The sequence below is a fragment of the Streptomyces yamdrokensis genome (assembly GCF_053890455.1).
Genome location: NZ_CM132679.1, coordinates 5,387,277 through 5,412,873 on the forward strand (window position 1 = coordinate 5,387,277; position 25,597 = coordinate 5,412,873).

A 25,597-nucleotide genomic window follows, 5' to 3' on the forward strand; every position below is an offset into this window, starting at 1 on the left:
GGGACCGCCCTGCGTCGAACCCGGCCCCCCTCCATCGATCGCGGACGGTGTTTGCCACAATGGGCGGGCGCTTGTGCATGCGTTCACAAACCGTCAGGCACAGGACACCGGGCCGCCGGGCCCGGTACGACCCGTAGACACCGCTGTCTCTCCCACCGAAGGTGATCCGTGGACCTCAAGACCGCCAGTGCCCTCCGCCGCCTCCGCCTGGTATCGGGCCCCGAGGCGATCTCGTTCCTGCTGCTGCTCGTGGCCTCGGTCCTGAAGCGGACCACGGAGTTCAACGCCGTTCCGGCGCTGGGCGCGATCCACGGATTCCTCTTCGTCGTGTACGTGCTCTTCTGGGCCGATGCCTGGAACCGCGCCAAGTGGACGCTGAAGACCGCCGCCTTCTACTTCCTGATGTCGGTCCTGCCCACCGGCGGCTTCTTCGCCGAGCGCCGGCTCAAGCGCGAGGCCGAGGACGCGGTGATCGCCTCCCGCGCCCGTACGGAAGGCACGGAAGGGGTCGTGAGCGCGTGATCGTCGCCTTCTCCGTGACACCCCTCGGCGTGGGCGAGGACGTGGGGGAGTACGTCGCCGACGCCGTGCGGGTGGTCCGCGAGTCCGGACTGCCGAACCGCACCGACGCCATGTTCACCTCGGTCGAGGGCGACTGGGACCAGGTGATGGACGTCGTGAAGCGCGCCGTGGCCGCCGTCGAGGCACGCGCCCCGCGGGTCTCCCTGGTCCTCAAGGCGGACATCCGCCCCGGGGTCGAGGACGGCCTGACCTCCAAGGTCGACACCGTCGAGCGGCACCTGGGCCGGGACGCGGCCGGGAGCGCGTAGTACGGCGAGGGGTGCGGGGCGTCAACGGGGCCCCGCACCTCACGCGCGCCCCGCCGTGCGGCGCAGGTGATGGCGTACCGCGCGGTGGGCGACCGGGCCGAGGCCGTCCAGGGCGGCGACGAGGGCCCCGAGCTGCTCCAGGGCGTCCAGGGCCGCGCCCGCCCCCGCCGGGTCCACCCCCTCGTACAGCTCGAGGCCCACGAAGGCCGCCGCCACCGCGCGGGCGAGCCCGCCCGAGTCGGTGAACTCGCCGAACGGGGTCCTGGGCAGCACCCGTTCGAGGACCTTCTCGATCTCCACGATCCACAGGTCGAGCCCCGCCGACGTCGCCGCCTTCAGGCTGTCGTGGGTCTGTGCACCGGCCAGCAGCTGCCCGAGCAGGGTCACCTGGCCCGCGGCGCGCTCCTCGTCGTGCATCTTTCGGCCGAAGGCGAGGAGTTCCGTGAGGGAGCCGACCTCCGCGAGGCGGGCGCGGTAGCGGGCCACCCGCTGCTCGGCCCCGTGCCGGCAGGCGGCGGAGAGCAGTTCGTCCACCGAGCCGAAATGGTAGAAGACCAGCGCCTGGTTGACCCCGGCCGTCGCCGCGATCGCCCGGGCCGAGGCCTTGGCGATGCCCTGTTCGGCGAGCGTGCGCAGGGCGCCCTCCAGCAGCTTCGTCCTGGTGCTCCCGGCGGGGCTCACGCGCGCGGCTCCTCACGGACCGGCCGCAGGCCGGGGCGCACCCCGCACGCCCGGATGTCGCGGTAGAGGGCGGTGAAGGAACCCGCGTAGCCGAAGAGCGGTCCGAAGCGGCGGTTGGTGACGTCGACCCGGATGCGGAAGCGGCCGGCGCGTTCGTCGTAGGACTCGCGCACCTGGGCGGTCGCGCCGACGAGCTCGGGCACGCGCACGTCCACCGGCCCTTCCCGGAAGCGGTGGTCGCCCGAGCGGATCAGCAGGGAACCATCGGGTTCCGCGCGAAAGCGGAGGTCGGTGGCGAGATGCTGGTGGGTGCCGAGGTAGTCGACGATGCGGTCGCCCCGGGGGCCCAGCACCATCTGGGCGTCGAAACGGCGGGGGCGGCCGGACAGCTGGAAGGTGCGCACGAAGCTCACCGTCTCACGGCCGAAACCGTCGGTGTACGGCACGTTCTCGATGGTGAAGGGGACGTGCCGGCCCTGGCGGGGGACCAGGATGTTCCGGGCCGCGCCGAGCGCCAGGAACGGCTTCACGAAGGCGCCGCCGTGCCAGACGCGGTCCATCACCCCGTGACCCGTACAGGCCTCGCCGCTCGCCAGGCCGACGGAGAAGCGGCGTCGCAGCTCGGGGTGGAGGCGGTCGAAGTCGGCGCCCATCACGGTGCGGAAGATCGAGGTCATCGCGGGGTCTCCAGCGTGCGCAGCAGCCGGGGCGGGCGGACCGGGGCCGGCGGGGTGCGCAGACAGCGGCGGGCGGCCGGGGTGCGGGCCGACGGCGGGACGAGGAACGCGGCGGCGATCGCCGCCATGGGGAGCAGCGGGGACAGGAGGGCTCCCGCGGAGCCGGGCAGGGCGACCGGCTCCAGGGCGAGGACGGTGCCGGCGACGGTGGTCACCGCCGCCCGGAGCGTCAGTTCCGTCAGCCAGTTGCGGCGGGCGCGCTCGGGGGCGACCCCGTGCTCCAGCCAGATCCGGAGCCGGTCGAAGGACCAGGCCGTCGCCCAGCCCATCAGGGGCCGCAGCACCAGCCGGTCCGCGAGCGCGCCCGCGGCACCCCAGCGGGGCCGGTAGTCGTACCCGGTGAGGAAGCGCACGCCGGCGCCGGTCCCGTCCGGGACGTAACGCCAGTAGCCGCTGCCGTCCGCGAGCGGGGAGAGCGGGTGCGGGCACGAGAAGCGGAGCGCGGAGGTGCGGGTGCCGTCGGGGCGTTCCTTCTCACCGGCCGAGACGCCGGTGCCGGCGATGGTGAGGAAGGGCAGCACGCGCGTGGCGTAGCGGAAGTGCGAGGAGCCGCCCCCGGCGTGCGGGAGGCGACGGATCTCGGTGAAGCGCAGGTCCCAGCGCTGGTGCTCGGCCGGGTCCTGGGTGCGCGCCCACAGCTCGTCGAAATCCGCGCGGACGCGCGTCTCCATGTACAGCCTCATGCCGACCCCCTGTCAGCAGCATGTTTGAGCGAATGCTCAAAAGCTGCGATGGGCAGCGTACGTCGTTTTGAGCGAACGCTCAACGATGAGGTGTCGCGCAGGTCCCGATCGAAGGGCGAGACGGGGCTGACCGGCATGTGACCGGCCGGTAGGGTCTGCTGCGTGCCGAAGCCGCTCAGTCTCTCGTTCGATCCCATCGCCCGTGCCGACGAACTCTGGAAGCAGCGCTGGGGAAGTGTGCCGGCCATGGCCGCGATCACCTCGGTCATGCGCGCCCACCAGATCCTGCTGGCCGAGGTCGACGCGGTCGTCAAGCCGTACGGGCTCACCTTCGCGCGGTACGAGGCGCTGGTGCTGCTGACCTTCTCGAAGTCCGGCGAGCTGCCGATGTCCAAGATCGGCGAGCGGCTCATGGTGCACCCCACGTCCGTGACGAACACCGTGGACCGGCTGGTGCGGTCGGGTCTGGTCGCCAAGCGCCCCAACCCCAACGACGGCCGCGGCACCCTCGCGAGCATCACCGGCAAGGGCCGTGAGGTCGTCGAGGCGGCCACCGCCGACCTGATGGCGATGGACTTCGGCCTCGGTGCCTACGACGCCGCGGAGTGCACGGAACTGTTCGCGATGCTCCGTCCGCTGCGCCTCGCCGCCGGGGACTTCGAGGAGAAGTGAGCGACGGCACCCCGGACCCGGTCCGGGATCCGCCGGAACGGGCCGTTACGCTCGACGCCATGAAGCGAAGCGTGCTGACCCGCTACCGGGTCATGGCCTATGTCACCGGTGTTCTGCTTGTTCTGCTGACCTTCGGCATGATCGGCAAGTACGCGCTCGACATGGACGGCGCGGCCGACTTCACGCAGGTCGTCAGCATCGCCCACGGCTGGCTGTACATCCTGTACCTGGTCTTCGCCTTCGACCTCGGCTCCAAGCTGAAGTGGCCGGTCAAGAAGCAGATCTGGGTGCTGCTGGCCGGAACCGTCCCGACCGCCGCGTTCTTCGTCGAGCGCCGGATCTCCCGCGAGCTGGAGCCGGCGTCCGCCGCCGACGCGCCCGCGCCCGCCGAGGCGTAGTCACCGGGCGTCACGACCGGGCGTCGCGAAGGCTCCCGGCCCCGCGTCCTCACCGGGTCATGCCGCCGCACGGAGCAGCGTGCGGCGGTCAGCCATCGACATTTACTAGGACGTCCTAGTAAATTCGAGGGTATGGATGCTGACGCCATCGAGGAGGGCCGCCGTCGCTGGCAGGCCCGGTACGACGCCGCACGCAAGCGCGACGCGGACTTCACCACGCTCTCCGGCGACCCCGTGGAGCCGGTGTACGGGCCCCGGCCCGGGGACGCCTACGAGGGGTTCGAGCGGATCGGCTGGCCCGGTGAGTACCCCTTCACCCGCGGCCTGTACCCGACCGGCTACCGGGGGCGTACCTGGACGATCCGGCAGTTCGCCGGGTTCGGGAACGCCGAGCAGACCAACGAGCGCTACCGGATGATCCTGAGCAACGGCGGCGGCGGGCTGTCCGTCGCCTTCGACATGCCCACGCTCATGGGCCGCGACTCCGACGACCCGCGCTCCCTGGGCGAGGTCGGGCACTGCGGGGTGGCCATCGACTCGGCCGCCGACATGGAGGTCCTGTTCAAGGACATCCCACTCGGGGACGTGACGACCTCGATGACGATCAGCGGGCCGGCCGTGCCCGTCTTCTGCATGTACCTCGTCGCCGCCGAGCGCCAGGGCGTGGATCCCGCCGTGCTCAACGGCACGCTGCAGACGGACATCTTCAAGGAGTACATCGCCCAGAAGGAGTGGCTCTTCACGCCCGAGCCGCATCTGCGCCTCATCGGCGACCTGATGGAGTACTGCGCGGCCGGCATCCCCGCCTACAAGCCGCTCTCCGTCTCCGGCTACCACATCCGCGAGGCCGGTTCCACGGCCGCCCAGGAGCTGGCGTACACGCTGGCGGACGGCTTCGGGTACGTGGAGCTGGGGCTCAGCCGCGGGCTCGACGTGGACGTGTTCGCCCCCGGCCTGTCCTTCTTCTTCGACGCGCACCTCGACTTCTTCGAGGAGATCGCCAAGTTCCGCGCCGCACGCCGCATCTGGGCCCGCTGGATGCGGGACGTGTACGGCGCGAAGAGCGAGAAGGCGCAGTGGCTGCGGTTCCACACCCAGACCGCGGGCGTCTCGCTGACCGCCCAGCAGCCGTACAACAACGTCGTGCGCACCGCCGTCGAGGCGCTGGCCGCCGTGCTCGGCGGGACCAACTCCCTGCACACCAACGCCCTGGACGAGACGCTCGCGCTGCCCAGCGAACAGGCGGCCGAGATCGCCCTGCGCACCCAGCAGGTGCTCATGGAGGAGACCGGCGTCGCAGGCGTGGCCGACCCGCTCGGCGGTTCCTGGTTCGTCGAACAGCTGACGGACCGGATCGAGGCCGACGCGGAGAAGATCTTCGAGCAGATCAGGGAGCGCGGCCTGCGCGCCCACCCCGACGGGCAGCACCCGATCGGCCCCATCACCTCCGGCATCCTGCGCGGCATCGAGGACGGCTGGTTCACCGGCGAGATCGCCGAGTCGGCGTTCCGCTACCAGCAGTCCTTGGAGAAGGGGGACAAGAACGTCGTCGGCGTCAACGTCCACACCGGCTCGGTCACCGGCGACCTGGAGATCCTGCGGGTCAGCCACGAGGTGGAACGCGAACAGGTCCGCACCCTGACCGGGCGCAGGGCCGCCCGCGACGACGCGGCGGTACGCGGCGCCCTGGCCGGCATGCTCGACGCGGCCCGCTCCGGCGCCAACATGATCGAACCGATGCTGGACGCCGTACGCGCGGAAGCCACCCTCGGCGAGATCTGCGACGTGCTGCGTGAGGAGTGGGGGGTGTACACCGAGCCCGCGGGCTTCTGACCGGCCCCCGGCCGTCCGGCCGGACCGGCGGCAGGGACGGCCGGACGGCAGGGCAGCGGGTGGCCGGGCCAGCCGTACGGCGGGATGACGCACGGGCCCGGTCCGGCCGTGGGGCGTTCCGCAGCGGGGCCCTCCCGCTACGGGCCGGTGGCGGCAGTGACGAGGCCCGACAGCAGGACCCGGGTGAAGTCGCGGATCCACTCCTCGTCCACCGGCCGGCCGCTGACCAGCGTGCGGTGGACCACCGTGCCGGCCACCATGTCGAAGATCAGGCCCACCGTGCGGGCCGCCTCCCGCGGGTCCGGCTCCGGCGGCAGCTCGCCCCGGTCCTGGGCGCGGGCCCGGCCGGTGTGGACCAGGCGCTTCTGCCGTTCGACGATCGAGACGCGGATGCGTTCGCGCAGGGCCTCGTCGAGGGTGGACTCCGCGACCACCGCCATCAGTCCGCCTCCGGCCTCCGGGCGGGACAGCAGGGCCGCGAACTGGAGCACCACGCCCTCGATGTCCGCGGCGAGGCTGCCGCGGTCGGGGAGCTCGAGTTCGTCGAAGAGTTCGGCGACCGCGTCCACGACCAGTTCGTGCTTGCCCGCCCAGCGCCGGTAGAGGGTCGTCTTGGCGACCCCCGCGCGGCTCGCCACATCCCCCAGGGTGAGCCCGGACCACCCCAGCTCGACCAGGGCCTCCCGCGTGGCGGCCAGGATCGCGGAGTCGGCGGCGGCGCTGCGCGGGCGGCCGGTGCGGCCGGTGGGCGTGCGGGTGTGCATCGCACGACCATAACCGCGGTTTCCGTGCGGATCCGTGCGGGTACGGCCGTGAGGGAGATCACCGGGGTGTGCTGTTCCGTGCACTCCGCGTCGTATTACGCTACGACCCGTAGCGAAAGCGTGGTCGCCCGGTCGGGCCCACACGCTCGAGCGACGACCACCGGCGTGGGGTGGGGACCCGGCGCCCGACAGTACGGAGCCCGACGGTACGTCCGGGCGCCGGCGCCCGGACGTACCGGCTTCCGGGCGCTTTTCACAGACACGCGGGGTACGGGGGAGGATAGGCGCATGCAGCCACGGAACATGTCCATGAGCGGGGTCGTCGACCTCGCCGCGGTGAAGGCGGCCCAAGAGGCCAAGACGAAGGCGGAGCAGACCCGCGCGGAAGCGGTCCGGCAGGGTGGCGGGGGCGCCGTCTCCCCTGCCGACCTCGTCATCGACGTCGACGAGGCCGGCTTCGAGAGCGAGATCCTGCAGCGGTCGGCCGAGGTCCCGGTCGTCATCGACTTCTGGGCCGAGTGGTGCGAGCCCTGCAAGCAGCTGAGTCCCGTCCTGGAGCGCCTCGCCGTCGAGTACAACGGGCGCTTCCTGCTCGCCAAGATCGACGTCGACGCCAACCAGATGCTGATGCAGCAGTTCGGGATCCAGGGCATCCCGGCGGTCTTCGCGGTGGTCGCCGGACAGGCGCTGCCGCTCTTCCAGGGGGCCGCCGACGAGGCGCAGATCCGTCAGACCCTGGACCAGCTGGTGCAGGTCTCCGAGGAGCGGTTCGGTCTGACCGGGCTCACCGTCGACCCCGACGCCGTGCCCGGGGGCAGCCCCGCGGCCTCGGACGCCGAGGAGCCCGTCGGTCCGTACGACGCCCAGCTGGAGGCCGCGGTGCGGGCGCTGGACGCCGGTGACCTGGGCGGCGCGATCCAGGCGTACAAGAACGTGCTCGGCGACGACCCGGGCAACCCGGAGGCCCAGTTGGGCCTCGCCCAGGCCGAACTGCTCCAGCGGGTGCAGGGCCTGGACCCGCAGCAGGTGCGCGCGGACGCCGCAGGCAGGCCCAAGGACGTCGAGGCGCAGATCACCGCCGCGGACCTGGACCTGGTGGGCGGCCATGTGGAGGACGCCTTCGGCCGGCTCATCGACACGGTGGGGCGTACCGCGGGCGACGACCGCAATGCCGTACGCGTACGACTGCTGGAGCTGTTCGAGGTGGTCGGCGCCGAGGACCCGCGGGTCGTCGCGGCGCGTCGGGCGCTGGCACGCGCCCTGTTCTAGAGCGGGGCGTGCACCTGGTTTCCGGCCGCCCGAAGGCGGTTTCCGGAGAAGTGATGCTCGAGTGAAGGAATGGCCGACGAGGGTCGATGCGGCCGCGTTTTACCGAAACTTGGTAATCGCGGCCGCTGTTACTGCGAGTAAGTCGCCTCCGTGGATCTGTCGCGTTCCATCCGTCGATCAACCGCTTTGCGGTCCCTCCCCGGGGCACCGAGGGTCGCCGCCCGGTGTCGGCGTGTCGCCCCTCGGCCATCCGGCCGTTACTGGCAAGTAATGAACCCCCTTGTGCGGGCGGCGAGAATGCACCACGATCGGCGACGCTCGGTCCATTGCCCGTATCCCGACACCCGGTCGGGACGCGGGCGCCCTGGGTCCCCACCGGGCAGAACCGGTGGCAGTGGAGCCGGTTCTCGGACAGGGGGGTCTTCGCCCGCTCGGCGAAGCCTGTCCAGCAGGTTGTGCGTGATGCGTGTCAGGCGCGACCAGTGGTTGTCGCTCGGGGGTGATCGCCGGTGATTCGGACGCCTAGTGCGCTGCCGAGCGCGGCGCTCCCCTTCCCGAGGACGTAGCACTTCTCCCATCCCTGCCCGGCCGTCCGCCCACTGGCGGTGCGTCGGAGCAGGAGATGTACGTCCGAGAAGGAGGAAATATGGAGTCCCAGGTGCGTGGCGGGACCAGATGGAAGCGGTTCGCCGTGGTCATGGTGCCCAGCGTGGTCGCCACGGCCGCGGTGGGTGTCGGCCTGGCGCAGGGTGCCCTCGCGGCGTCGTTCAGCGTCTCCGGTCAGCAGTTCAAGGTGACGGCTCAGCATCTTGAGGGATGGGGTTTCGCCCAGTACGGCGGTATCGACACCGTCTACACGTCGACCAAGGGTGACAAGCAGACGCAGGTCCCGGTGGCGATCTCGTCGTTCGACACGGCCGAGATCACCAAGATGTGCCAGTCCGTCAAGACGGAGATTCCCGTCATAGGGAAGACGGTCTACCTCCGTCTGGAGGCGGGTCCGAACGAGAAGAACAAGGTCGAGGCCAAGAACCTCTACATCGACATCGCTCAGCTCGACGCCGACGCGACCTTCACCAACATCGACATCGGTGTCGCGATCAACGACAAGAGTCGTGGCCCCGCGGTGAAGGAAGGCGAGAACGTCCTGCCGGGCGGTTTCGCCCAGCAGGCGGAGAAGGCCGACCTCTACGGCGTCAAGCAGACGGCGTGGGCGACCACGGCAGGGACGTTCAAGCTCAGCGGTCTGAAGATGCGTCTGGGCGCGGACCCCAAGATGGAGTGCTACTGACGGTCTCCGCTCCGGAGCCGTCCTCGGCCGGCTGAGCGGCCGAGTGGGGGCGGGGAAGCGCTCGCTTCTCCGCCCCGCACACCCAGCCCGGTACCTCGTGTCCGGGTGTTTGCACAGACTCAGACTTTCCGGCTTCTCCACCCCCAGGCCGAGCCGGTATGTACCTTCACCGGACCAGGGAGCTGTTTTCCATGAGTGCCGAGACTCCGGTCCAGAGCGCCGGGACCTTCACCCGGCTGCGTCTGCGATTCCGTGACTGGCGGGGCCACCGGCCGTTCTGGGCGGGCCTGTTCACCCTGCTCGGCGGGGTGCCCATCGCCTACTTCCCCTACGCCACGCTGAAGCTGGGCCACATGTCGCTCGCCATGGCGACGACCGCCGGCGCGGGCTCCCTGATCATCGGTGTCCTGCTGATCACGCTGGGGCTGACCATGTGGTTCCAGCAGGCCACCCGCATCTTCGCCGGTGTGGCGTCGATCCTTCTGGCCCTGGTGTCCCTGGTGGTCTCCAACATAGGCGGCTTCGTCGTCGGCTTCCTGCTCGCGCTGGTCGGCGGTGCGCTGGCTCTCTCCTGGGTGCCGGACAAGCCGCAGGCCGAGGCGGGCGGGCGCTGGAGGTTCCCCGGCGGGCCCTTTGGGAACGGCGCACGGAAGGACACCCCCGAGGGCGCTCCCGAGGGCACCGGGACGGAGCAGCCGCATCCTCCGTACGGGACCGGCGGCGGGACCGGCGGGCCCGGGGAGGCGGACGGCGCCCGGATCGAGGACCACGACAGGGGGCACCGTGTCGGCTGACGAGACCCTGGACCGGAGCGCTGCCGCGGCTCCGGCTCCGGCTCCGGCTCCGGAGAGAAGGGGGCCGCGCCACGCGGCCCCCAGGAAGCCGCTGTTCACCAGGTTCCACATGCCCGCCGGGAAGGCGATAGCCCTCGCGGCGATGCCGACCGCGGTCCTCATGGGCATGGGGTTCACACCGACGCTGGCCCAGGCCGACGAGCAGCAGCCGCTCTCGAACAGCCTGACCGCCGACGAGTACAAGGCCTGCGTGGCGGCCCTGGAGGACGCCGAGGACGGCGCGTCCTCCTCGCCCGGCCCGTCGGCGTCGGCGAGTGACACGGCCTCCCCGGACGACGTGGAGCCCGCCACGGAGCCGAGCCCCTCGGCCTCCGCCGAGGGGGACGCGGCCGAGGATCCCGGCGCGGACCCGGACGCGGGCAAGGGTGACGCGGACAAGGGTGACGCGGACAAGGGCACGGACGACGACCCGTCCTCTTCGCCGGATTCAGGTTCCGACGACAAGGACGGGACGGCGCCCGCCGGCTCCGGGCCCTCCGGCGACCGGGCCGAGGAGCCCGGGCCGTCCCCCTCGGAGACCGAGCGCAACGCTCTGGAGAAGCTCGGCGACTCCCTCACCGACCTCCTGACCCCGAAGGACAGGAAGACCGACGAGGAGACCGTGAGCCCCGCCCCCTCGGCCTCCGCGTCCGCCGAGGGCGGGACGGACACGGCGGAGGAGTCCGCCGGGGAGGCGGCCGGGAAGGCCACCGACGCCGCGGAGGACGCCGCAGGGGAAGCGGCCGACCCGGCGGACGAGGCGGCCTCGACGGGGGAGGACGTCGCCGCCGAGGCCGGGGAGGCCACCGCGACCCCCGGGGCCACCGCCTCGCCGAGCCCCAGTCCCAGCCCCTCCGAGAGCGCCACGACCGACGCCGAGGACTGCCCGGTCGCCACCGACGCCGAGGGCGGGGTCGACAACAGGATCCTGCTGCCCGAGGACCCGTGGTTCCTGAACGCCAGCTCGCTGCTGCTGAAGGGCGCCGACTACCAGGGCATCGTCGAGGTGCGCACCGCGAGCGGCAAGATCAAGAAGGTCCTGAAGTACGTCGTCTCCGACGGCACCGACATCGGGGACCTGCACCAGACCGTCGAGGACAAGCAGTCCGGCAGGACCCACCACGTGCGGGCGGCCAAGGGGTCGATGTCCACCATCCGCGACGGCGACACCGTGATGTACACGGAGTCCATCTCCGGCAAGCTGCTCGGGCTGATCCCGGTCACCTTCGACCCAAAGAACCCGCCGCCGCTCAACATCCCGCTGATCTACTTCACGGATGTGACGGTGCAGCAGGCCGGCCAGTTCGGCGGGACCCTGCACATCCCCGGGTTGCGTCAGTACGCCGACTGAACCCCCGCCCGAGCACCCGACGGACCACTTTGGGAGCCGCGGGGAAACACCGAGGGCGCCCCCTGCCACAGGGGGCGCCCTCGGTGCCCTGCACGCGCTGCGCGCCGGCCGGGTCAGCTGGTGGCGCCGCCCATGTGGTGGACGCGGACCATGTTGGTGGTGCCGGGGACGCCGGGAGGCGAGCCGGCGGTGATCACGACGATGTCGCCCTCGTCGAAGCGGTTCAGCCGGACCAGCTCCTGCTGGACCAGGTCGATCATCTCGTCGGTGCTGTTCACGAACGGCACGACGTGCGACTCCACGCCCCAGCTGAGTGCGAGCTGGTTGCGGGTGGACTCGTCCGTGGTGAACGCCAGGATCGGCTGGCTCGCGCGGTAGCGGGACAACCGGCGCGCGGTGTCGCCGGACTGGGTGAAGGCCACCAGGCCCCTGCCGCCGAGGAAGTCGGCGATCTCGGCGGCGGCACGGGCCACCGAGCCGCCCTGGGTGCGCGGCTTCTTGCCGGGCACCAGCGGCTGCAGGCCCTTGGACAGCAGCTCCTGCTCGGCCGCCTGGACGATCTTCGACATCGTCCGCACGGTCTCGATCGGGTACGCGCCCACGCTCGACTCGGCCGACAGCATGACCGCGTCCGCGCCGTCCAGGATCGCGTTGGCCACGTCGGAGGCCTCGGCGCGGGTCGGACGGGAGTTGGTGATCATCGACTCCATCATCTGGGTCGCCACGATCACCGGCTTCGCGTTGCGCCGGCACAGCTCGATCAGGCGCTTCTGCACCATGGGGACCCGCTCGAGCGGGTACTCGACGGCGAGGTCGCCGCGGGCGACCATCACGCCGTCGAACGCCATCACGACGTCCTCCATGTTCTCCACCGCCTGCGGCTTCTCCACCTTGGCGATGACGGGCACCCGGCGGCCCTCCTCGTCCATCACGCGGTGGACGTCGCCGACGTCCTTCGCGTCCCGGACGAAGGACAGGGCGACCAGGTCGCAGCCCATGCGCAGCGCGAACCGCAGGTCCTCGATGTCCTTCTCGGACAGCGCGGGCACGTTCACGGCCGTGCCGGGCAGGTTGATGCCCTTGTGGTCGGAGATGACACCGCCCTCGATGACGATCGTCCTGACCCGGCTGCCCTCGACGTCCAGCACCTTCAGCTCGACGTTGCCGTCGTTGATCAGCACCTGGTCGCCGCGGGACACGTCACCGGGCAGGCCCTTGTAGGTCGTCCCGCAGATCGTCCGGTCGCCCGGGACGTCCTCGGTGGTGATGGTGAACTCGTCACCGCGCACCAGCTCGACGGGCCCCTCGGCGAAGGTCTCCAGGCGGATCTTCGGGCCCTGGAGGTCGGCGAGGACGCCGATGGCCCTGCCCGTCTCCTTGGCGGCGGCACGGACCCTCTCGTACCTGCCCTGGTGCTCGGCGTGCGAGCCGTGGCTGAAGTTGAAGCGGGCCACGTTCATGCCGGCTTCGATCAGGGCGACGAGCTGCTCGTGGGAGTCGACCGCGGGGCCGAGAGTACAGACGATTTTGGAACGGCGCATGGGGCGATCCTAACGGTTTGTTTCGCTCCGGAATATTCCGTCTGGCGGAAGGTACACATGAGACGGTTGCCGCTCAGTTGTCCTTTCCGGCCAGCGCGTAGGTCTGGGTGGCGATCTCCATTTCCTCGTCCGTCGGTACCACGGCGACCGCGACCCGCGCGCCCTCGGGCGAGACCAGCCGCGGCCCGTCGCCGCGCGCGCCGTTGCGCCCGGCGTCGATCTCCAGGCCCAGCCCGGCCAGGCCCGCCACGGCCGCTTCCCGCACCTCGGCGGCGTTCTCGCCGACCCCGGCGGTGAAGACCACCGCGTCCACCCGGCCGAGAACGGCGTAATAGGCGCCGATGTACTTCTTCAGACGGTGAATGTAGATGTCGAACGCGAGCTTCGCCTGTTCGTCGCCCGCGTCGACCCGGCGGCGGATCTCCCGCATGTCGTTGTCGCCGCACAGGCCGACCAGACCGCTCTTCTTGTTGAGAAGAGTGTCGATCTCGTCGACGGACATGTCGCCAACGCGCGTCAAATGGAAGATGACGGCCGGGTCCACGTCTCCCGACCGGGTACCCATCACCAGCCCCTCCAAGGGCGTCAGCCCCATCGAGGTGTCCACGCACTTCCCGCCCCGCACCGCCGAGGCGGACGCGCCGTTGCCCAGGTGCAGCACGATGACGTTCACGTCCTCGGGCGCCTTGCCGAGCAGCCGGGCCGTCCGGCGGGACACGTACGCGTGCGAGGTGCCGTGGAAGCCGTAGCGGCGGATCCGGTGCTCGTCGGCGGTCGCCACGTCGATCGCGTAGCGGGCGGCCGACTCCGGCATCGTGGTGTGGAAGGCGGTGTCGAAGACGGCGACCTGCGGCAGGTCCGGGCGCAGCGCCGCCGCGGTGCGGATGCCGGTCAGGTTGGCCGGGTTGTGCAGCGGGGCGACCGGGATGAGCCGCTCGATCTCGGCGAGCACCGCGTCGTCGACGACCGTCGGCTTTGTGAAGTGCATCCCGCCGTGCACCACCCGGTGTCCGATCGCGGCCAGTTCGGGGGAGTCGAGACCCAGCCCGTCGGCGGCCAGCTCCTCTGCCATCGCCTTCAGGGCGGCCTCGTGGTCCGCGACCGGGCCGGTCCGCTCCCTGGGCTCCCCGCCCGACGCCGACGGCGTGTGCCGGACCATCGAGGTCCGCTCGCCGATCCGCTCGACCAGGCCGGACGCGAGCCGGCCGTGGTCCCTCATGTCCAGCAGCTGGTACTTCACCGACGAGGAACCGGAGTTGAGGACGAGGACACGGGTACTCACTGGGCGGCTGCCTTCTCGCTCGGGGCCGGGGCAAAGGGCCCGGCGGGGGACTGGGCCTGGATGGCCGTGATGGCGACGGTGTTCACGATGTCCTGGACGAGGGCGCCCCGGGACAGGTCGTTGACCGGCTTGCGCAGGCCCTGGAGCACCGGTCCGACCGCCACCGCGCCGGCCGAGCGCTGCACGGCCTTGTAGGTGTTGTTGCCGGTGTTCAGGTCGGGGAAGATCAGCACGGTCGCCTGCCCGGCCACCTCGGAGTCCGGCAGCTTGGTCGCCGCGACCGACGGCTCCACGGCCGCGTCGTACTGGATCGGCCCCTCGACCCGCAGGTCGGGGCGGCGTGCGCGCACCAGCTCGGTCGCCTCGCGCACCTTGTCGACGTCGGCGCCGGAGCCGGAGGTACCCGTCGAGTACGACAGCATCGCGATCCGCGGCTCCACCCCGAACCGCGCTGCCGTGACCGCCGACTGCACGGCGATGTCGGCGAGCTGCTCGGCGTCCGGGTCGGGGTTGACCGCGCAGTCGCCGTAGACCAGGACCCGGTCGGCCAGGCACATGAAGAACACGGAGGAGACGATGGAGGCGTCCTCCCTGGTCTTGATGATCTCGAAGGCCGGGCGGATGGTCGCGGCCGTGGAGTGCACCGAGCCGGACACCATGCCGTCGGCGAGCCCCTCCTGCACCATCAGCGTGCCGAAGTAGTTCACGTCCGAGACGACGTCGTAGGCCAGTTCGAGGCTGACGCCCCGGTGGGCGCGCAGGGCGGCGTACTTCTCGGCGAAGGCGTCGCGCAGTTCGGACGCGGCCGGATCGATCAGCCGGGTGTCGCCGAGGGCGATGCCGAGGTCGGCGGCGTGCTTGCGGATGCGGTCGACCGGCCCGAGCAGGGTGAGGTCGCACACGCCCCGGCGCATCAGCACCTCGGCCGCGCGCAGCACCCGCTCCTCGTCGCCCTCGGGCAGGACGACCCGCCTGAGGTCGGAGCGGGCCTGTTCGAGCAGCTTGTGCTCGAACATCATCGGCGTCACCCGGTCGCTGCTGGGCGCGGAGACCCGCCGGGTGAGTTCGACGGTGTCGGCGTACCGCTCGAAGAGGCCGAGCGCGGTCTCCGCCTTGCGCGGGGTGGCCGCGTTCAGCTTCCCCTCCAGGGAGAACAGCTGCTCGGCGGTGGGGAAGCTGTTGCCGGGCACCGACAGCACCGGGGTGCCGGGGGCGAGCCGGGCGGCGAGGGTGAGGATGCGGTCGCCGGGCACCTCGTCCAGGGTGAGCAGCACGCCGGCTATCGGCGGGGTGCCGGCGCTGTGCGCGGCCAGCGTGCCGACGACCAGATCGGCGCGGTCGCCCGGGGTGATGACCAGGCAGCCGGGGGTCAGGGCCGCGAGGAGGTTGGGCAGCATGGCGCCGCCGAAGACGAAGTCCAGGGCGTCGCGGGCCAGTCCGGAGTCGTCGCCGAGCACCACCTTCGCGCCGAGGGTGTGGGCGACCTGGGCCACCGTGGGGGCGGCGAGCGCGGGTTCGTCGGGCACGACGTAGCAGGGCACGGGCAGCCGGGAGGCGAGCCGCCCGGCGAGCTCGTCGCGGTCCTCGCGGGCGACCCGGTTGACCACCATGGCGAGCACGTCGCAACCCAGGGTCCGGTAGGCGCGGTAGGCGTTGCGGGTCTCGTCGCGCACCGACTCGGAGGTCTGCCTCCGGCCGCCCACGACCGGGATCACCGAGGCGCCGAACTCGTTGGCCAGGCGGGCGTTCAGGGACAGCTCGTCGGGGAACTGGGTGTCGGCGTAGTCGGTGCCGAGGACGAGGACGACGTCGTACTCGCGGGCGACCAGGAGGAACCGGTCGACCAGCGTCGACACCAGTTCGTCGGTGCCGCGTTCGGCCTGGAGGGCGGACGCCTTCTGGTAGTCCATGCCGTAGACGGTCGCCGGGTCCTGGGTGAGCCGGTAGCGGGCGCGCAGCAGTTCGAAGAGGCGGTCCGGGCCCTCGTGCACCAGAGGACGGAAGACGCCCACCCGGTCGACCTGCCGGGTCAGGAGTTCCATCACTCCCAGTTCGACGACCTGGCGGCCGTCGCCACGGTCGATTCCGGTGACGTACACACTGCGGGTCACGCGTGCTCCGTTTCGTCGGGGTCTCGCGGTGCTTCGGGCCCTGCGGACCGGGGCCTTCGGCGCCGGCCGACACCCGCCCGCCGGGGCGCGCGGATCCTCCTCGACAGTACCTCCGCCGCTGGTCGGGGCGCCCGCCCGAGGGGTGGGGGGTGCGGCGGGGGCGGCCTGGGCGCGTCCCGGGGAGCCGGAAGGGGACGGAGCCCGCCCGGCGGGCCGGGCCGACGGCAGCGGACTGCGGCGCCCCCGGAGCGGGTGAGCGGGTCCGGTGCGGCACGGCCCCCGTCCGGGTCACGCGGGGTCCGAGGCCCGGGCCTCGCTGCTTGGGCCGCCCGGTCCGCTGCCCCGGACGAAAGACCCCCGGACGGGACACGCGGCCGGGCCGGGCGGCTTCGGCGGGGCCCGGAAGGGAGGCGGACGCCGTCGGCCGATCCGGCGGGCCGGGGGCACGAGTCCGTCGGCCGTGACACTTTCCGGGAACGTGTCACGGTTGCGGCCGGAGTGCCCGGCACCGCCGGTAACGGCTCGCGGGGCCCGGGCGCCGGGCCGAATCGACCGACAACAGCATCGGGAGCCGGCCCGGGCCGGGGGCATGAGACGGGGCGGGGGCGGCAGGGTGACCGGCACCGGGAATCGGCGGGGAATCGGCGGGGAATCGGCACCCGGGGACGGACGGGGCCGCAGTGCGCCGGGCGGCATGGAAGAATCGGAGACGGCTCAGCGGTATCCCAGCGACCAGGAGACGACTGCACGATGCGTATCGGAGTTCTCACCGCAGGCGGCGACTGCCCCGGCCTGAACGCAGTGATCCGGTCGGTCGTGCACCGAGCGGTCGACAACTACGGCGACGAGGTGATCGGCTTCGAGGACGGCTACGCGGGCCTGCTCGACGGCCGCTACCGCACCCTCGACCTCGACGCGGTCAGCGGCATCCTGGCCCGCGGCGGCACCATACTCGGCTCCTCACGCCTGGAGCGCGACCGGCTCCGCGAGGCCTGCGAGAACGCCTCGGACATGATCCGCGACTTCGGCATCGACGCGCTCATCCCGATCGGCGGCGAGGGCACGCTCACCGCGGCGCACATGCTGTCGGAGGCGGGCCTGCCGGTGGTCGGCGTCCCGAAGACGATCGACAACGACATCTCCTCCACCGACCGCACCTTCGGTTTCGACACCGCCGTCGGCGTCGCCACCGAGGCGATGGACCGGCTGAAGACCACCGCCGAGTCCCACCAGCGGGTCATGGTCGTCGAGGTCATGGGCCGGCACGCGGGCTGGATCGCCCTGGAGTCCGGCATGGCGGCCGGCGCCCACGGCATCTGCCTGCCCGAACGGGCCTTCGACCCGGCCCGGCTGGTGAAGATGGTCGAGGAACGTTTCGCCCGCGGCAAGAAGTTCGCGGTGATCTGCGTCGCCGAGGGCGCCCACCCCGCCGACGGCGCCATGGACTACGGCAAGGGCAAGATCGACAAGTTCGGCCACGAGCGCTTCCAGGGCATCGGCACGGCACTGGCCCACGAGCTGGAGCAGCGCCTCGGCAAGGAGGCCAGGCCGGTCATCCTCGGCCACATCCAGCGCGGCGGGACCCCGACCGCGTACGACAGGGTGCTCGCCACGCGCTTCGGATGGCACGCGGTGGAGGCCGCGCACCAGGAGCGGTTCGGCCGGATGACGGCGCTGCGCGGCACGGACATCGTGATGGTGCCGCTGGCGGAGGCCGTCACCGAGCTGAAGACGGTCTCGAAGGACCGGATGGACGAGGCCGAGTCGGTCTACTGAGGGGACCCGGGCCGCCGGGGCTCCGGCGCGGACCCGCCCGCGCCGTCTCCCGTCCGTGTCGCCCGGCGGTGACGGGATGCGTCACCCGGCGTTGATCCGGAGGGTGTGGATCGGTTTCTCGCCGGAGCCGGAGCCGGAACCGGAACCGAGGGCGGGGCGCCCGGTTGCGCTCGGCACCGCCGCCGAGGACACCGGACCGCGCGGGCGCGCGGGCCGTACATTCCGGTTCCCTCCTGCCCCCGGCTCAGGAGGGGGACGCCAGCCACCGGTACTGCAGTTCCGGCCGGCCCACGGTGCCGTACTGGGGGCGACGGGCCGCGCGGCCCGCGTCGACCAGGTGTTCCAGGTAGCGGCGGGCCGTGATGCGGGAGATGCCGACGGCCTCCGCGACGCCGCTGGCCGTCAGGCCCTCGCCGGCGTCGCGCAGGACCAGGGTCACGCGTTCCAGGGTGGGCGCGCTCAGGCCCTTGGGCAGGGCGGCCGGCCCGGGAGCGCGCAGGGCGGCCAGCGCGCGGTCCACCTCGTCCTGGCCGCTGGCCTCGCCCACCGACGCCCGGAACTCGGCGTACCGCACCAGACGGTCCCGCAGTGTCGCGAAGGTGAACGGTTTCAGCACGTACTGGACGACGCCGAGGGACACGCCCTCGCGCACCACCGCCAGGTCCCGCGCCGAGGTCACCGCGACGACGTCCGCGTGGTGCCCGGCGGCCCGGAGGGAACGGGCCAGCTGGAGTCCGTGCACGTCGGGCAGGTGCAGGTCGAGGAGGAGCAGGTCGACGGGGGTGCGCTCCAGCACCCGGCGTGCCTCGGCACCCGTCGCCGCCTTGCCGACGGCGACGAACCCCGGCACCCGGCCGACGTACATCACGTGGGCGTCGGCGGCGACGGGGTCGTCCTCCACCACCAGGACACGGATGGGCCGCGCGCCGCTCATGCCGTGCCTTTGGAGGCACGGCCGGCGCCGGCACCGGCGCCCGCCGTCGGAGCCCGCAGCGGGAGGCGTGCCTCGAAGCGGGCGCCGCCGTCCTTTGCCGACGTCACCGTCAGCGTGCCGCCGTGGCGGCTCACCGCCTGCCGTACCAGCGCCAGGCCCAGCCCCCGGCCGCCCGGCCCGGACGGCTTGGTCGTGAAGCCCCGCTGGAAGACGGCCTCGGTGTGGTCCGGGTCCACGCCCGGACCGGTGTCGGACACCCGCAGGATCAGCTCCGCGCCGGCGTCGGTGAGGGCGGTGACCGTCACCCGGGGATTCATGCCGCCCAGCGCGGCGTCCACCGCGTTGTCGATCAGGTTGCCCAGGATGGTGACCAGGTCCCGGGCCGGCAGGGTGTCCGGCAGCAGCCCGTCGTCCAGCCGGCTGTCCGGGGTGACCACCAGCTCCACACCCCGCTCGTTGGCCTGGGCGGTCTTGCCCAGCAGCAGCGCCGCGAGGACCGGTTCGCCCACCGCCGCCACCACCTGGTCGGTGAGCGCCTGGGCCAGTTCCAGCTCGGCGGTCGCGAAGTCCACCGCCTCCTCGGCCCGGCCCAGCTCGATCAGCGAGACGACGGTGTGCAGCCGGTTCGCCGCCTCGTGCGCCTGCGAGCGCAGCGCCTGTGTGAAGCCGCGCTCCGAGTCCAGCTCGCCCATCAGCGACTGGAGCTCGGTCACATCGCGCAGGGTCACCACGGTTCCGCGCTGCTCACCGCCGGACACCGGCGAGGTGTTCACCACCAGCACCCGGTCCGCCGTCAGATGCACCTCGTCGACCCGCGGAGCAGAGGCGAGCAGCGCGCCCGTCAACGGTGCCGGAAGGCCGAGGTCCGCGACCGGTCTGCCCACCACGTCCTCCTTCGGTCCCACGCCCAGCAGCTCCCGGCCGCCGTCGTTGATCAACGCCACCCTGTACTGCCCGTCCAGCATCAGAAGCCCCTCGCGCACGGCGTGCAGCGCGGCCTGATGGTAGTCGTGCATGCGGCTGAGCTCGGACGCGTTCATCCCGTGGGTGTGCCGGCGCAGCCGGGCGTTGATCACGTACGTGCCGACCGCGCCGAGCCCCAGGGCGGCGGCCGCGGCCGCGAGCAGGGCGGTCAGCTGGCCCTGCGCGCGCTGGCTGATCTCCTCGACCCGGATCCCCGCGCTGACCAGGCCGACGATCCGGTCCCCGGCCAGGACCGGGGTGACCGCGCGGACGGACGGGCCGAGGGTGCCGGTGTACGTCTCGGTGAAGGTGTGACCCTCGAGGGCGGCGGCGGTGTGGCCGCGGAACGGCAGGCCGATCTGGTCCGGGTCGGGATGGGTCCAGCGGATGCCCCGCGGGTTCATGATCGTGACGAAGTCGATGTCGGTGTCGCGCACCACCGCCAGCGCGTACGGCTGGAGCGTCGCCGAGGGGTCGGCCGTACGGATCGACTCCCGCACCGAGGGCGAGTCCGCGACGGACAGGGCCACCGCCGTGGCCTGGCGGCCCGCCGCATCCTCCGCCTGGCTGCGGTCTCCGACGTAGCTGAACAACGCGTATCCCACCACGAGTACCGCTATCAGCACCGCCTGCATGGCGAAGAGCTGGGCCGCGAGGCTGCGGGGTTTCGGAAGGGCGATGCGCATCCCGTCAGTGTGCATCCCCGTGCGGGCGCGAACTCAATGAACGTAAGGGTGACCGCGCTCACAAGGCAGGACATAGTCACGGCAGTCCCCACCCCCCGACCCCATCCCCACCCCATCCCCCGGACGTGAGCCGCACGCCGGTGATGCCGACGACGTCGTCAAGGAGGCCGCCGTGACCAGCACAGCCGATACGGCACCTGCCGCTCCCCCAGTGAAGCGGGACCGCACGCACTATCTCTACATCGCGGTGATCATCGCGGTCGCCCTCGGTATCACCGTCGGCCTGCTGGCACCCGGCTTCGCGGTCGAGCTGAAGCCGATCGGCACCGGGTTCGTGAACCTGATCAAGATGATGATCTCGCCGATCATCTTCTGCACGATCGTGCTGGGCATCGGCTCCGTGCGGAAGGCCGCCAAGGTCGGTGCCGTCGGCGGCATCGCCATGGGCTACTTCCTGGTGATGTCCCTGGTCGCGCTCGGCATCGGCCTGGTCGTCGGCAACATCCTGGACCCGGGGACGGGTCTCGCGGTCACCGACGCGGTCAAGGAGACGGGCCAGGCCCAGGTCGACGCGGAGGCCAAGTCCACCACCGACTTCCTGCTCGGCATCATCCCGACCACGATCGTGTCCGCCTTCACCCAGGGCGAGGTCCTGCAGACCCTGCTGGTCGCCCTGCTGTGCGGCTTCGCGCTGCAGGCCATGGGCAAGGCCGGCCAGCCGGTCCTGCGTGGCATCGAGCACATCCAGCGGCTGGTCTTCCGGGTCCTCGCCATGATCATGTGGGCCGCCCCGGTCGGTGCCTTCGGCGCCATGGCCGCGGTCACCGGAGCCTCGGGCGTGGACGCGCTGAAGAGCCTCGCGGTGCTGATGCTCGGCTTCTACATCACCTGCGTGCTGTTCATCTTCGTGGTGCTCGGCGCGATGGTGCGGATCGTCGCGGGGCTGAACGTCTGGTCGCTGTTCAAGTACCTGGGCCGTGAGTTCCTGCTGATCCTGTCCACCTCCTCGTCCGAGTCGGCGCTGCCCCGGCTCATCGCCAAGATGGAGCACCTGGGCGTCAGCAAGCCGGTCGTCGGTATCACCGTCCCCACCGGCTACTCCTTCAACCTCGACGGCACCATGATCTACATGACCATGGCCTCGCTGTTCATCGCCGACGCCCTGGGCACGCCGATGTCGGTCGGCGAGCAGATCCCGCTGCTGCTCTTCCTGCTGGTCGCCTCCAAGGGTGCCGCCGGTGTCTCCGGTGCCGGCCTCGCGACGCTGGCCGGTGGTCTGCAGTCGCACAAGCCGGCCCTGGTGGACGGCATCGGCCTCATCGTCGGCATCGACCGCCTGATGAGCGAGGCCCGCGCCCTGACCAACTTCGCGGGCAACGCGGTCGCCACGGTGCTGATCGGCACCTGGACCAAGGAGATCGACAAGGAGCGGGTCGGGCAGGTCCTCTCCGGCAACCTCCCCTTCGACGAGGCCACCCTGCTCGACGAGCATGACAACGACGGCCCCGCCGGCCCCGCCGGCCCCGCCGACCACGCCGGGGCCCCCGCACCGGGCGGCGAGAAGGAACTCGCCAAGGCCTGACACACAGGCTTCCGCCTGCCGCACCGGGGCCGGCGCCCCAGTGCTCCCCCGCCGCCGAGCGGCCGGACTCCCTCCCCCGTGAGCCCGGCCGCTCGGCCCTTTTGCGTTCCGGGTCCCGGCCAAAACCCTGATTCGTCCCGTCCCGTCTTGCCCTGACGCCGACGTCAAGGCTTACGTTCACCGGTATGCGAATCGGCGAGCTGGCCGCACGCGCCGGGACCACCACGCGGACGCTGCGGTACTACGAATCACGGGGGCTGCTGCCCGCGCGGCGTACGGGCAACAACCACCGGACGTACGACGAGAGCGACCTGAAGCTGCTGCGGCAGATCCGGACGCTGCAGGACTTCGGGTTCGAGCTGGAGGAGACCCGGCCCTTCGTGGAGTGTCTGCGGGCCGGGCACCCGAAGGGCGACGCGTGCCCCGCCTCGCTCGCGGTCTACCGGCGCAAGCTGGACGAACTCGACGCGCTCATCGGCGAGCTGCGGGCCGTACGGGCGAGCGTCGGGGAACAGCTGGCGCGGGCGGAGAGGGCGCGCGACGGACTGGCGGCCGAAGCCGCGGTTCCGGGAGGTCCGAAACCGGTGTGCGAACTGGGAGGGCACAGGTGAGCAGGGCGAAAGGCGTGAGGGAAGTGACCGACGCGGACTTCGCGGCGGAGGTGATCGAATCGTCGCTGCCGGTGCTGGTGGAGTTCACCGCCGACTGGTGTCCGCCGTGCCGGCAGATGGCACCGGTACTGAGCGCGCTGGCCGTCGAGGAGAGCGAGCGGCTGAAGGTCGTCCAGCTGAACGTGGACGCCAACCCGGACACCACCAACGCGTACGGGGTGCTGTCGATGCCGACGTTCATGGTGTTCCGGGGCGGTGAGCCGCTGCGGTCGATGGTGGGCGCCAGGCCCAAGCGGCGGCTGCTCGAGGAACTGGGCGAGGTGATCTGAGCCGGCACCGGCGCCGTAAGAAGAAACCCCCGGGTAATTGCGCCCGGGGGTTTCTTCTGCGTATATTCGTTGACTCGCGACTTCAATGGAATTGAGTCGCAAAGAAGTTCAGTGAGCATAGTATATCCGGGCGGGAGTGGAATTGTCAAACAGCGAATATCCGGACCATGAATTCCGGCAGGAACAGGAATTCATCGACGGACTGTACGCACGCGTGGACGCCCTGCGCGGTGACACCGAGGTGTCCCTCACGGACGCGCTCGGGCAGGGCGACACGCCCATGCAGGCCAGGCTGGAGCGGGACATCCTCGTCGCCGAGCGGTCCGGGCTGCTCGCGGCGCTGAACGCGGTGGACGGTTCGCTGTGCTTCGGCCGGATCGACCTCTCCTCGGGCGACACCCACCACATCGGCCGGATCGGCCTGCGCGCCGACGATGCCGAGCGCACTCCCGTCCTCGTCGACTGGCGCGCCGACGTCGCCCGCCCCTTCTACCTGGCCACCGGTCACACCCCGATGGGGCTGAGGCGCCGGCGGCACATCACCTCCGAGGGGCGCACGGTCACCGCCCTGCACGACGAGATCCTCGACCTCGGCGACGAGACCCGTACCGGCCACGAGGACCCGACCGGCGACGCCGTGCTGCTCGCCGCGCTCGACTCCGCGCGCACGGGCCGCATGGGCGACATCGTCCGCACCATCCAGGCGGACCAGGACCGCATCATCCGTGCCCCGCACCGCGGTGTCCTGGTGGTCGAGGGCGGCCCGGGTACCGGCAAGACCGCCGTCGCCCTGCACCGCGCGGCCTACCTCCTCTACGAGCACCGCGAGCTGCTGGCCCGCCGCGCCGTGCTGATCGTCGGCCCCAACCCGGCGTTCCTCGGCTACATCGGAGAGGTGCTGCCCAGCCTGGGTGAGACCGGCGTGCTCCTCGCGACCGTCGGTGAGCTGTTCCCCGGCGTGAAGACCACCCGGGCGGACACCCCCGAGGCCGCCGCCGTGAAGGGCCGGGCCGCCATGGCGGACGTCCTCGCGGAGGTCGTCCGCAGCCGGCAGGCGCTGCCCGACCCGGTGATCACCATCGAGCACGACCGCGAGATCCTGATGCTGGACGACGGCCTGGTGCGGGTCGCCCGCGAACGCACCCGCGCCGCCAAGCTGCCGCACAACGCTTCCCGCGAGTACTTCGAGGGCCACATCCTCAACGCGCTCACCGACATGGTCGCCGAACGCATCGGCACCGACCCGTACGACGGCACCAACCTGCTCGACCCCAGCGACATCACCCAGATCCGCGACGAACTCGCCGAGAACCCCGACGTGTGGTCCGCCGTCGACCAGTTGTGGCCCCGGATCACCCCGCAGCGGCTGATCGCCGACTTCCTCGCCGCACCCGAGGGCTTCCTCCCCGCCCAGGACGCCGCCTCGATACGCCGCCCGGTGACCCGGCACTGGACCGTCGCCGACGTGCCGCTGCTCGACGAGGCCGCCGAACTTCTCGGCGAGGACGACCGGTTGGTGCGCGAGCGGGCCGACCGGGAGCGGCGGACGCAGATCGCGTACGCCCAGGGCGTCCTGGACGTGTCGTACGCCTCGCGGACCTTCGAGTTCGACGACAAGGAGGACGGCGACCCCGAATCCTCCGAGGTGCTGTCCGCGCACGACATCATCGACGCCGAACGCTTCGCCGAGCGGCACGAGGAGGAGGACCACCGCAGCGCCGCCGAACGGGCCGCCGCCGACCGCACCTGGGCGTTCGGGCACATCATCGTCGACGAGGCGCAGGAACTGTCGCCGATGGCCTGGCGGCTGCTCATGCGGCGCAGCCCGACCCGCTCTATGACCCTGGTCGGCGACCCGGCGCAGACCGCGGAGGCGGCCGGGGTCGGCTCCTGGGCGGACATCCTCGCCCCGTACGTGGAGGACCGCTGGGAGCACACCCGGCTCGGCGTCAACTACCGCACCCCGGCCGAGATCATGGACGTCGCGGCGGCCGTGGTCCGTGCCGAGCACCCCGGCTTCGAGCCGCCCGGCTCGGTCCGCTCCACCGGCGTGCGCCCCTGGGCCCGCGCCACCGACGACCTGCCCGGAGCCGTCGCCGGAGCCGTCGCCGAGGCCGTCGCGGAGCTCGGCGGGCCCCGGGGCGGCCGACTCGCCGTCATCGCCCCGCGCGACCTGCACCGTGCCCTGGCCGCCCGTCTCGACGGGGTGACGGCGGGCGCCGAGCCCGACCTGACGCAGGAGGTCGTGCTGCTCGACCCGCGGCAGGCCAAGGGCCTGGAGTTCGACTCCGTCCTCGTGGTCGAACCGGGGCGCTACGGCACCAGCGACCTGTACGTGGCGCTGACCCGCGCCACCCAGCGGCTCGGTGTCCTGCACACCGGGCCGCTGCCGAAACCGCTGGCGGACACGCTGGCATGACACAGGCCCGGCAGGAGGGCC

Annotated in this window: 23 protein-coding genes; 14 read left to right on the top strand and 9 right to left on the bottom strand. The window is 71.8% G+C overall.

Annotated elements, in window-relative coordinates:
* Positions 1 to 168: 168 nt before the first annotated feature.
* Complete coding sequence (locus tag ACWZEH_RS24200; protein WP_456193204.1) at positions 169 to 522, top strand: DUF3817 domain-containing protein; 354 nt, start codon at positions 169 to 171, stop codon at positions 520 to 522.
* Positions 519 to 830 carry an MTH1187 family thiamine-binding protein gene (locus tag ACWZEH_RS24205; protein ID WP_456193205.1) on the top strand — a complete coding sequence of 104 codons (312 nt, stop codon included), beginning with the start codon at positions 519 to 521 and terminating at the stop codon, positions 828 to 830. The genes ACWZEH_RS24200 and ACWZEH_RS24205 overlap by 4 nt, the downstream gene beginning before the upstream one ends.
* Before the next feature lie 39 nt (positions 831 to 869).
* On the opposite strand, the gene ACWZEH_RS24210 is transcribed toward ACWZEH_RS24205, so the two are convergent.
* The 3 genes from ACWZEH_RS24210 to ACWZEH_RS24220 are packed head-to-tail and all read right to left on the bottom strand — an operon-like array spanning position 870 to position 2,931.
* Entirely contained in the window at positions 870 to 1,511 is a 642-nt protein-coding gene (locus ACWZEH_RS24210) for a TetR family transcriptional regulator (protein ID WP_456193206.1), read from the bottom strand.
* Complete coding sequence (locus tag ACWZEH_RS24215; protein WP_456193207.1) at positions 1,508 to 2,188, bottom strand: DUF4166 domain-containing protein; 681 nt, start codon at positions 2,186 to 2,188, stop codon at positions 1,508 to 1,510. Before ACWZEH_RS24215 ends, ACWZEH_RS24210 begins: the two co-directional genes overlap by 4 nt.
* Positions 2,185 to 2,931 (bottom strand): hypothetical protein, encoded by a 747-nt coding sequence (locus ACWZEH_RS24220; RefSeq protein ID WP_456193208.1) that lies wholly within the window; start codon positions 2,929 to 2,931, stop codon positions 2,185 to 2,187. Before ACWZEH_RS24220 ends, ACWZEH_RS24215 begins: the two co-directional genes overlap by 4 nt.
* Positions 2,932 to 3,093: 162 nt before the next feature.
* On the opposite strand from ACWZEH_RS24220, the gene ACWZEH_RS24225 reads away from it, so the two are divergent.
* The 3 genes from ACWZEH_RS24225 (at position 3,094) to ACWZEH_RS24235 (ending at position 5,834) form a co-directional block, all read left to right on the top strand.
* Complete coding sequence (locus ACWZEH_RS24225; RefSeq protein ID WP_456193209.1) at positions 3,094 to 3,603, top strand: MarR family winged helix-turn-helix transcriptional regulator; 510 nt, start codon at positions 3,094 to 3,096, stop codon at positions 3,601 to 3,603.
* Between the two features lie 59 nt (positions 3,604 to 3,662).
* Complete coding sequence (locus ACWZEH_RS24230) at positions 3,663 to 4,001, top strand: DUF3817 domain-containing protein (protein ID WP_456193210.1); 339 nt, start codon at positions 3,663 to 3,665, stop codon at positions 3,999 to 4,001.
* A 132-nt stretch (positions 4,002 to 4,133) separates the two neighbouring features.
* A complete protein-coding gene (locus ACWZEH_RS24235) occupies positions 4,134 to 5,834 on the top strand; it encodes a coenzyme B12-dependent isobutyryl-CoA mutase large subunit (protein WP_456193211.1) in 1,701 nt (566 codons plus the stop codon).
* A gap of 137 nt (positions 5,835 to 5,971) precedes the next feature.
* On the opposite strand, the gene ACWZEH_RS24240 is transcribed toward ACWZEH_RS24235, so the two are convergent.
* A complete protein-coding gene (locus tag ACWZEH_RS24240; protein ID WP_456193212.1) occupies positions 5,972 to 6,598 on the bottom strand; it encodes a TetR/AcrR family transcriptional regulator in 627 nt (208 codons plus the stop codon).
* 288 nt (positions 6,599 to 6,886) lie between these two features.
* Here ACWZEH_RS24240 and ACWZEH_RS24245 point away from each other — a divergent pair, with 288 nt between their 5' ends.
* The 4 genes from ACWZEH_RS24245 to ACWZEH_RS24260 all read left to right on the top strand — a co-directional run bounded on the left by ACWZEH_RS24245 (position 6,887) and on the right by ACWZEH_RS24260 (position 11,342).
* The gene (locus ACWZEH_RS24245) at positions 6,887 to 7,867 is read left to right on the top strand and encodes a tetratricopeptide repeat protein (RefSeq protein WP_456193213.1); all 981 of its coding nucleotides are present in this window, start codon (positions 6,887 to 6,889) and stop codon (positions 7,865 to 7,867) included.
* A gap of 646 nt (positions 7,868 to 8,513) precedes the next feature.
* Positions 8,514 to 9,158 carry a DUF6230 family protein gene (locus ACWZEH_RS24250; RefSeq protein ID WP_456193214.1) on the top strand — a complete coding sequence of 215 codons (645 nt, stop codon included), beginning with the start codon at positions 8,514 to 8,516 and terminating at the stop codon, positions 9,156 to 9,158.
* A 191-nt stretch (positions 9,159 to 9,349) separates the two neighbouring features.
* Positions 9,350 to 9,952 carry a DUF6114 domain-containing protein gene (locus ACWZEH_RS24255; protein WP_456193215.1) on the top strand — a complete coding sequence of 201 codons (603 nt, stop codon included), beginning with the start codon at positions 9,350 to 9,352 and terminating at the stop codon, positions 9,950 to 9,952.
* Positions 9,953 to 10,061: 109 nt separating this feature from the next.
* Positions 10,062 to 11,342, top strand: a complete 1,281-nt coding sequence (locus tag ACWZEH_RS24260; RefSeq protein ID WP_456193216.1) for a hypothetical protein — start codon at positions 10,062 to 10,064, stop codon at positions 11,340 to 11,342.
* A gap of 113 nt (positions 11,343 to 11,455) precedes the next feature.
* On the opposite strand, the gene pyk is transcribed toward ACWZEH_RS24260, so the two are convergent.
* The 3 genes from pyk to pta form a co-directional block, all read right to left on the bottom strand.
* Positions 11,456 to 12,883, bottom strand: a complete 1,428-nt coding sequence (gene pyk, locus ACWZEH_RS24265; RefSeq protein WP_456193217.1) for a pyruvate kinase — start codon at positions 12,881 to 12,883, stop codon at positions 11,456 to 11,458.
* Between the two features lie 73 nt (positions 12,884 to 12,956).
* The gene (locus ACWZEH_RS24270) at positions 12,957 to 14,165 is read right to left on the bottom strand and encodes an acetate kinase (RefSeq protein WP_456193218.1); all 1,209 of its coding nucleotides are present in this window, start codon (positions 14,163 to 14,165) and stop codon (positions 12,957 to 12,959) included.
* Positions 14,162 to 16,276 carry a phosphate acetyltransferase gene (pta, locus tag ACWZEH_RS24275; RefSeq protein ID WP_456193219.1) on the bottom strand — a complete coding sequence of 705 codons (2,115 nt, stop codon included), beginning with the start codon at positions 16,274 to 16,276 and terminating at the stop codon, positions 14,162 to 14,164. The genes ACWZEH_RS24270 and pta overlap by 4 nt, the downstream gene beginning before the upstream one ends.
* A gap of 750 nt (positions 16,277 to 17,026) precedes the next feature.
* On the opposite strand from pta, the gene ACWZEH_RS24280 reads away from it, so the two are divergent.
* Positions 17,027 to 18,052: an ATP-dependent 6-phosphofructokinase gene (locus ACWZEH_RS24280; protein WP_456193220.1), complete on the top strand. Its 1,026-nt coding sequence runs from the start codon at positions 17,027 to 17,029 to the stop codon at positions 18,050 to 18,052.
* Positions 18,053 to 18,296: 244 nt separating this feature from the next.
* On the opposite strand, the gene ACWZEH_RS24285 is transcribed toward ACWZEH_RS24280, so the two are convergent.
* Together ACWZEH_RS24285 and ACWZEH_RS24290 are read right to left on the bottom strand one after the other, a co-directional pair.
* The gene (locus tag ACWZEH_RS24285; protein ID WP_456193221.1) at positions 18,297 to 18,986 is read right to left on the bottom strand and encodes a response regulator; all 690 of its coding nucleotides are present in this window, start codon (positions 18,984 to 18,986) and stop codon (positions 18,297 to 18,299) included.
* Positions 18,983 to 20,635: a sensor histidine kinase gene (locus ACWZEH_RS24290; RefSeq protein WP_456193222.1), complete on the bottom strand. Its 1,653-nt coding sequence runs from the start codon at positions 20,633 to 20,635 to the stop codon at positions 18,983 to 18,985. The genes ACWZEH_RS24285 and ACWZEH_RS24290 overlap by 4 nt, the downstream gene beginning before the upstream one ends.
* Before the next feature lie 172 nt (positions 20,636 to 20,807).
* Here ACWZEH_RS24290 and ACWZEH_RS24295 point away from each other — a divergent pair, with 172 nt between their 5' ends.
* The 4 genes from ACWZEH_RS24295 to ACWZEH_RS24310 all read left to right on the top strand — a co-directional run bounded on the left by ACWZEH_RS24295 (position 20,808) and on the right by ACWZEH_RS24310 (position 25,576).
* Positions 20,808 to 22,217: a cation:dicarboxylate symporter family transporter gene (locus ACWZEH_RS24295; RefSeq protein ID WP_456193223.1), complete on the top strand. Its 1,410-nt coding sequence runs from the start codon at positions 20,808 to 20,810 to the stop codon at positions 22,215 to 22,217.
* A 185-nt stretch (positions 22,218 to 22,402) separates the two neighbouring features.
* Entirely contained in the window at positions 22,403 to 22,828 is a 426-nt protein-coding gene (locus tag ACWZEH_RS24300; protein ID WP_456193224.1) for a MerR family transcriptional regulator, read from the top strand.
* Positions 22,825 to 23,157, top strand: a complete 333-nt coding sequence (locus ACWZEH_RS24305; RefSeq protein ID WP_456193225.1) for a thioredoxin family protein — start codon at positions 22,825 to 22,827, stop codon at positions 23,155 to 23,157. Before ACWZEH_RS24300 ends, ACWZEH_RS24305 begins: the two co-directional genes overlap by 4 nt.
* Before the next feature lie 124 nt (positions 23,158 to 23,281).
* On the top strand, positions 23,282 to 25,576 hold the full coding sequence (locus tag ACWZEH_RS24310) for a HelD family protein (RefSeq protein WP_456199800.1): 2,295 nt from the start codon (positions 23,282 to 23,284) through the stop codon (positions 25,574 to 25,576).
* Positions 25,577 to 25,597 lie beyond the last annotated feature (21 nt).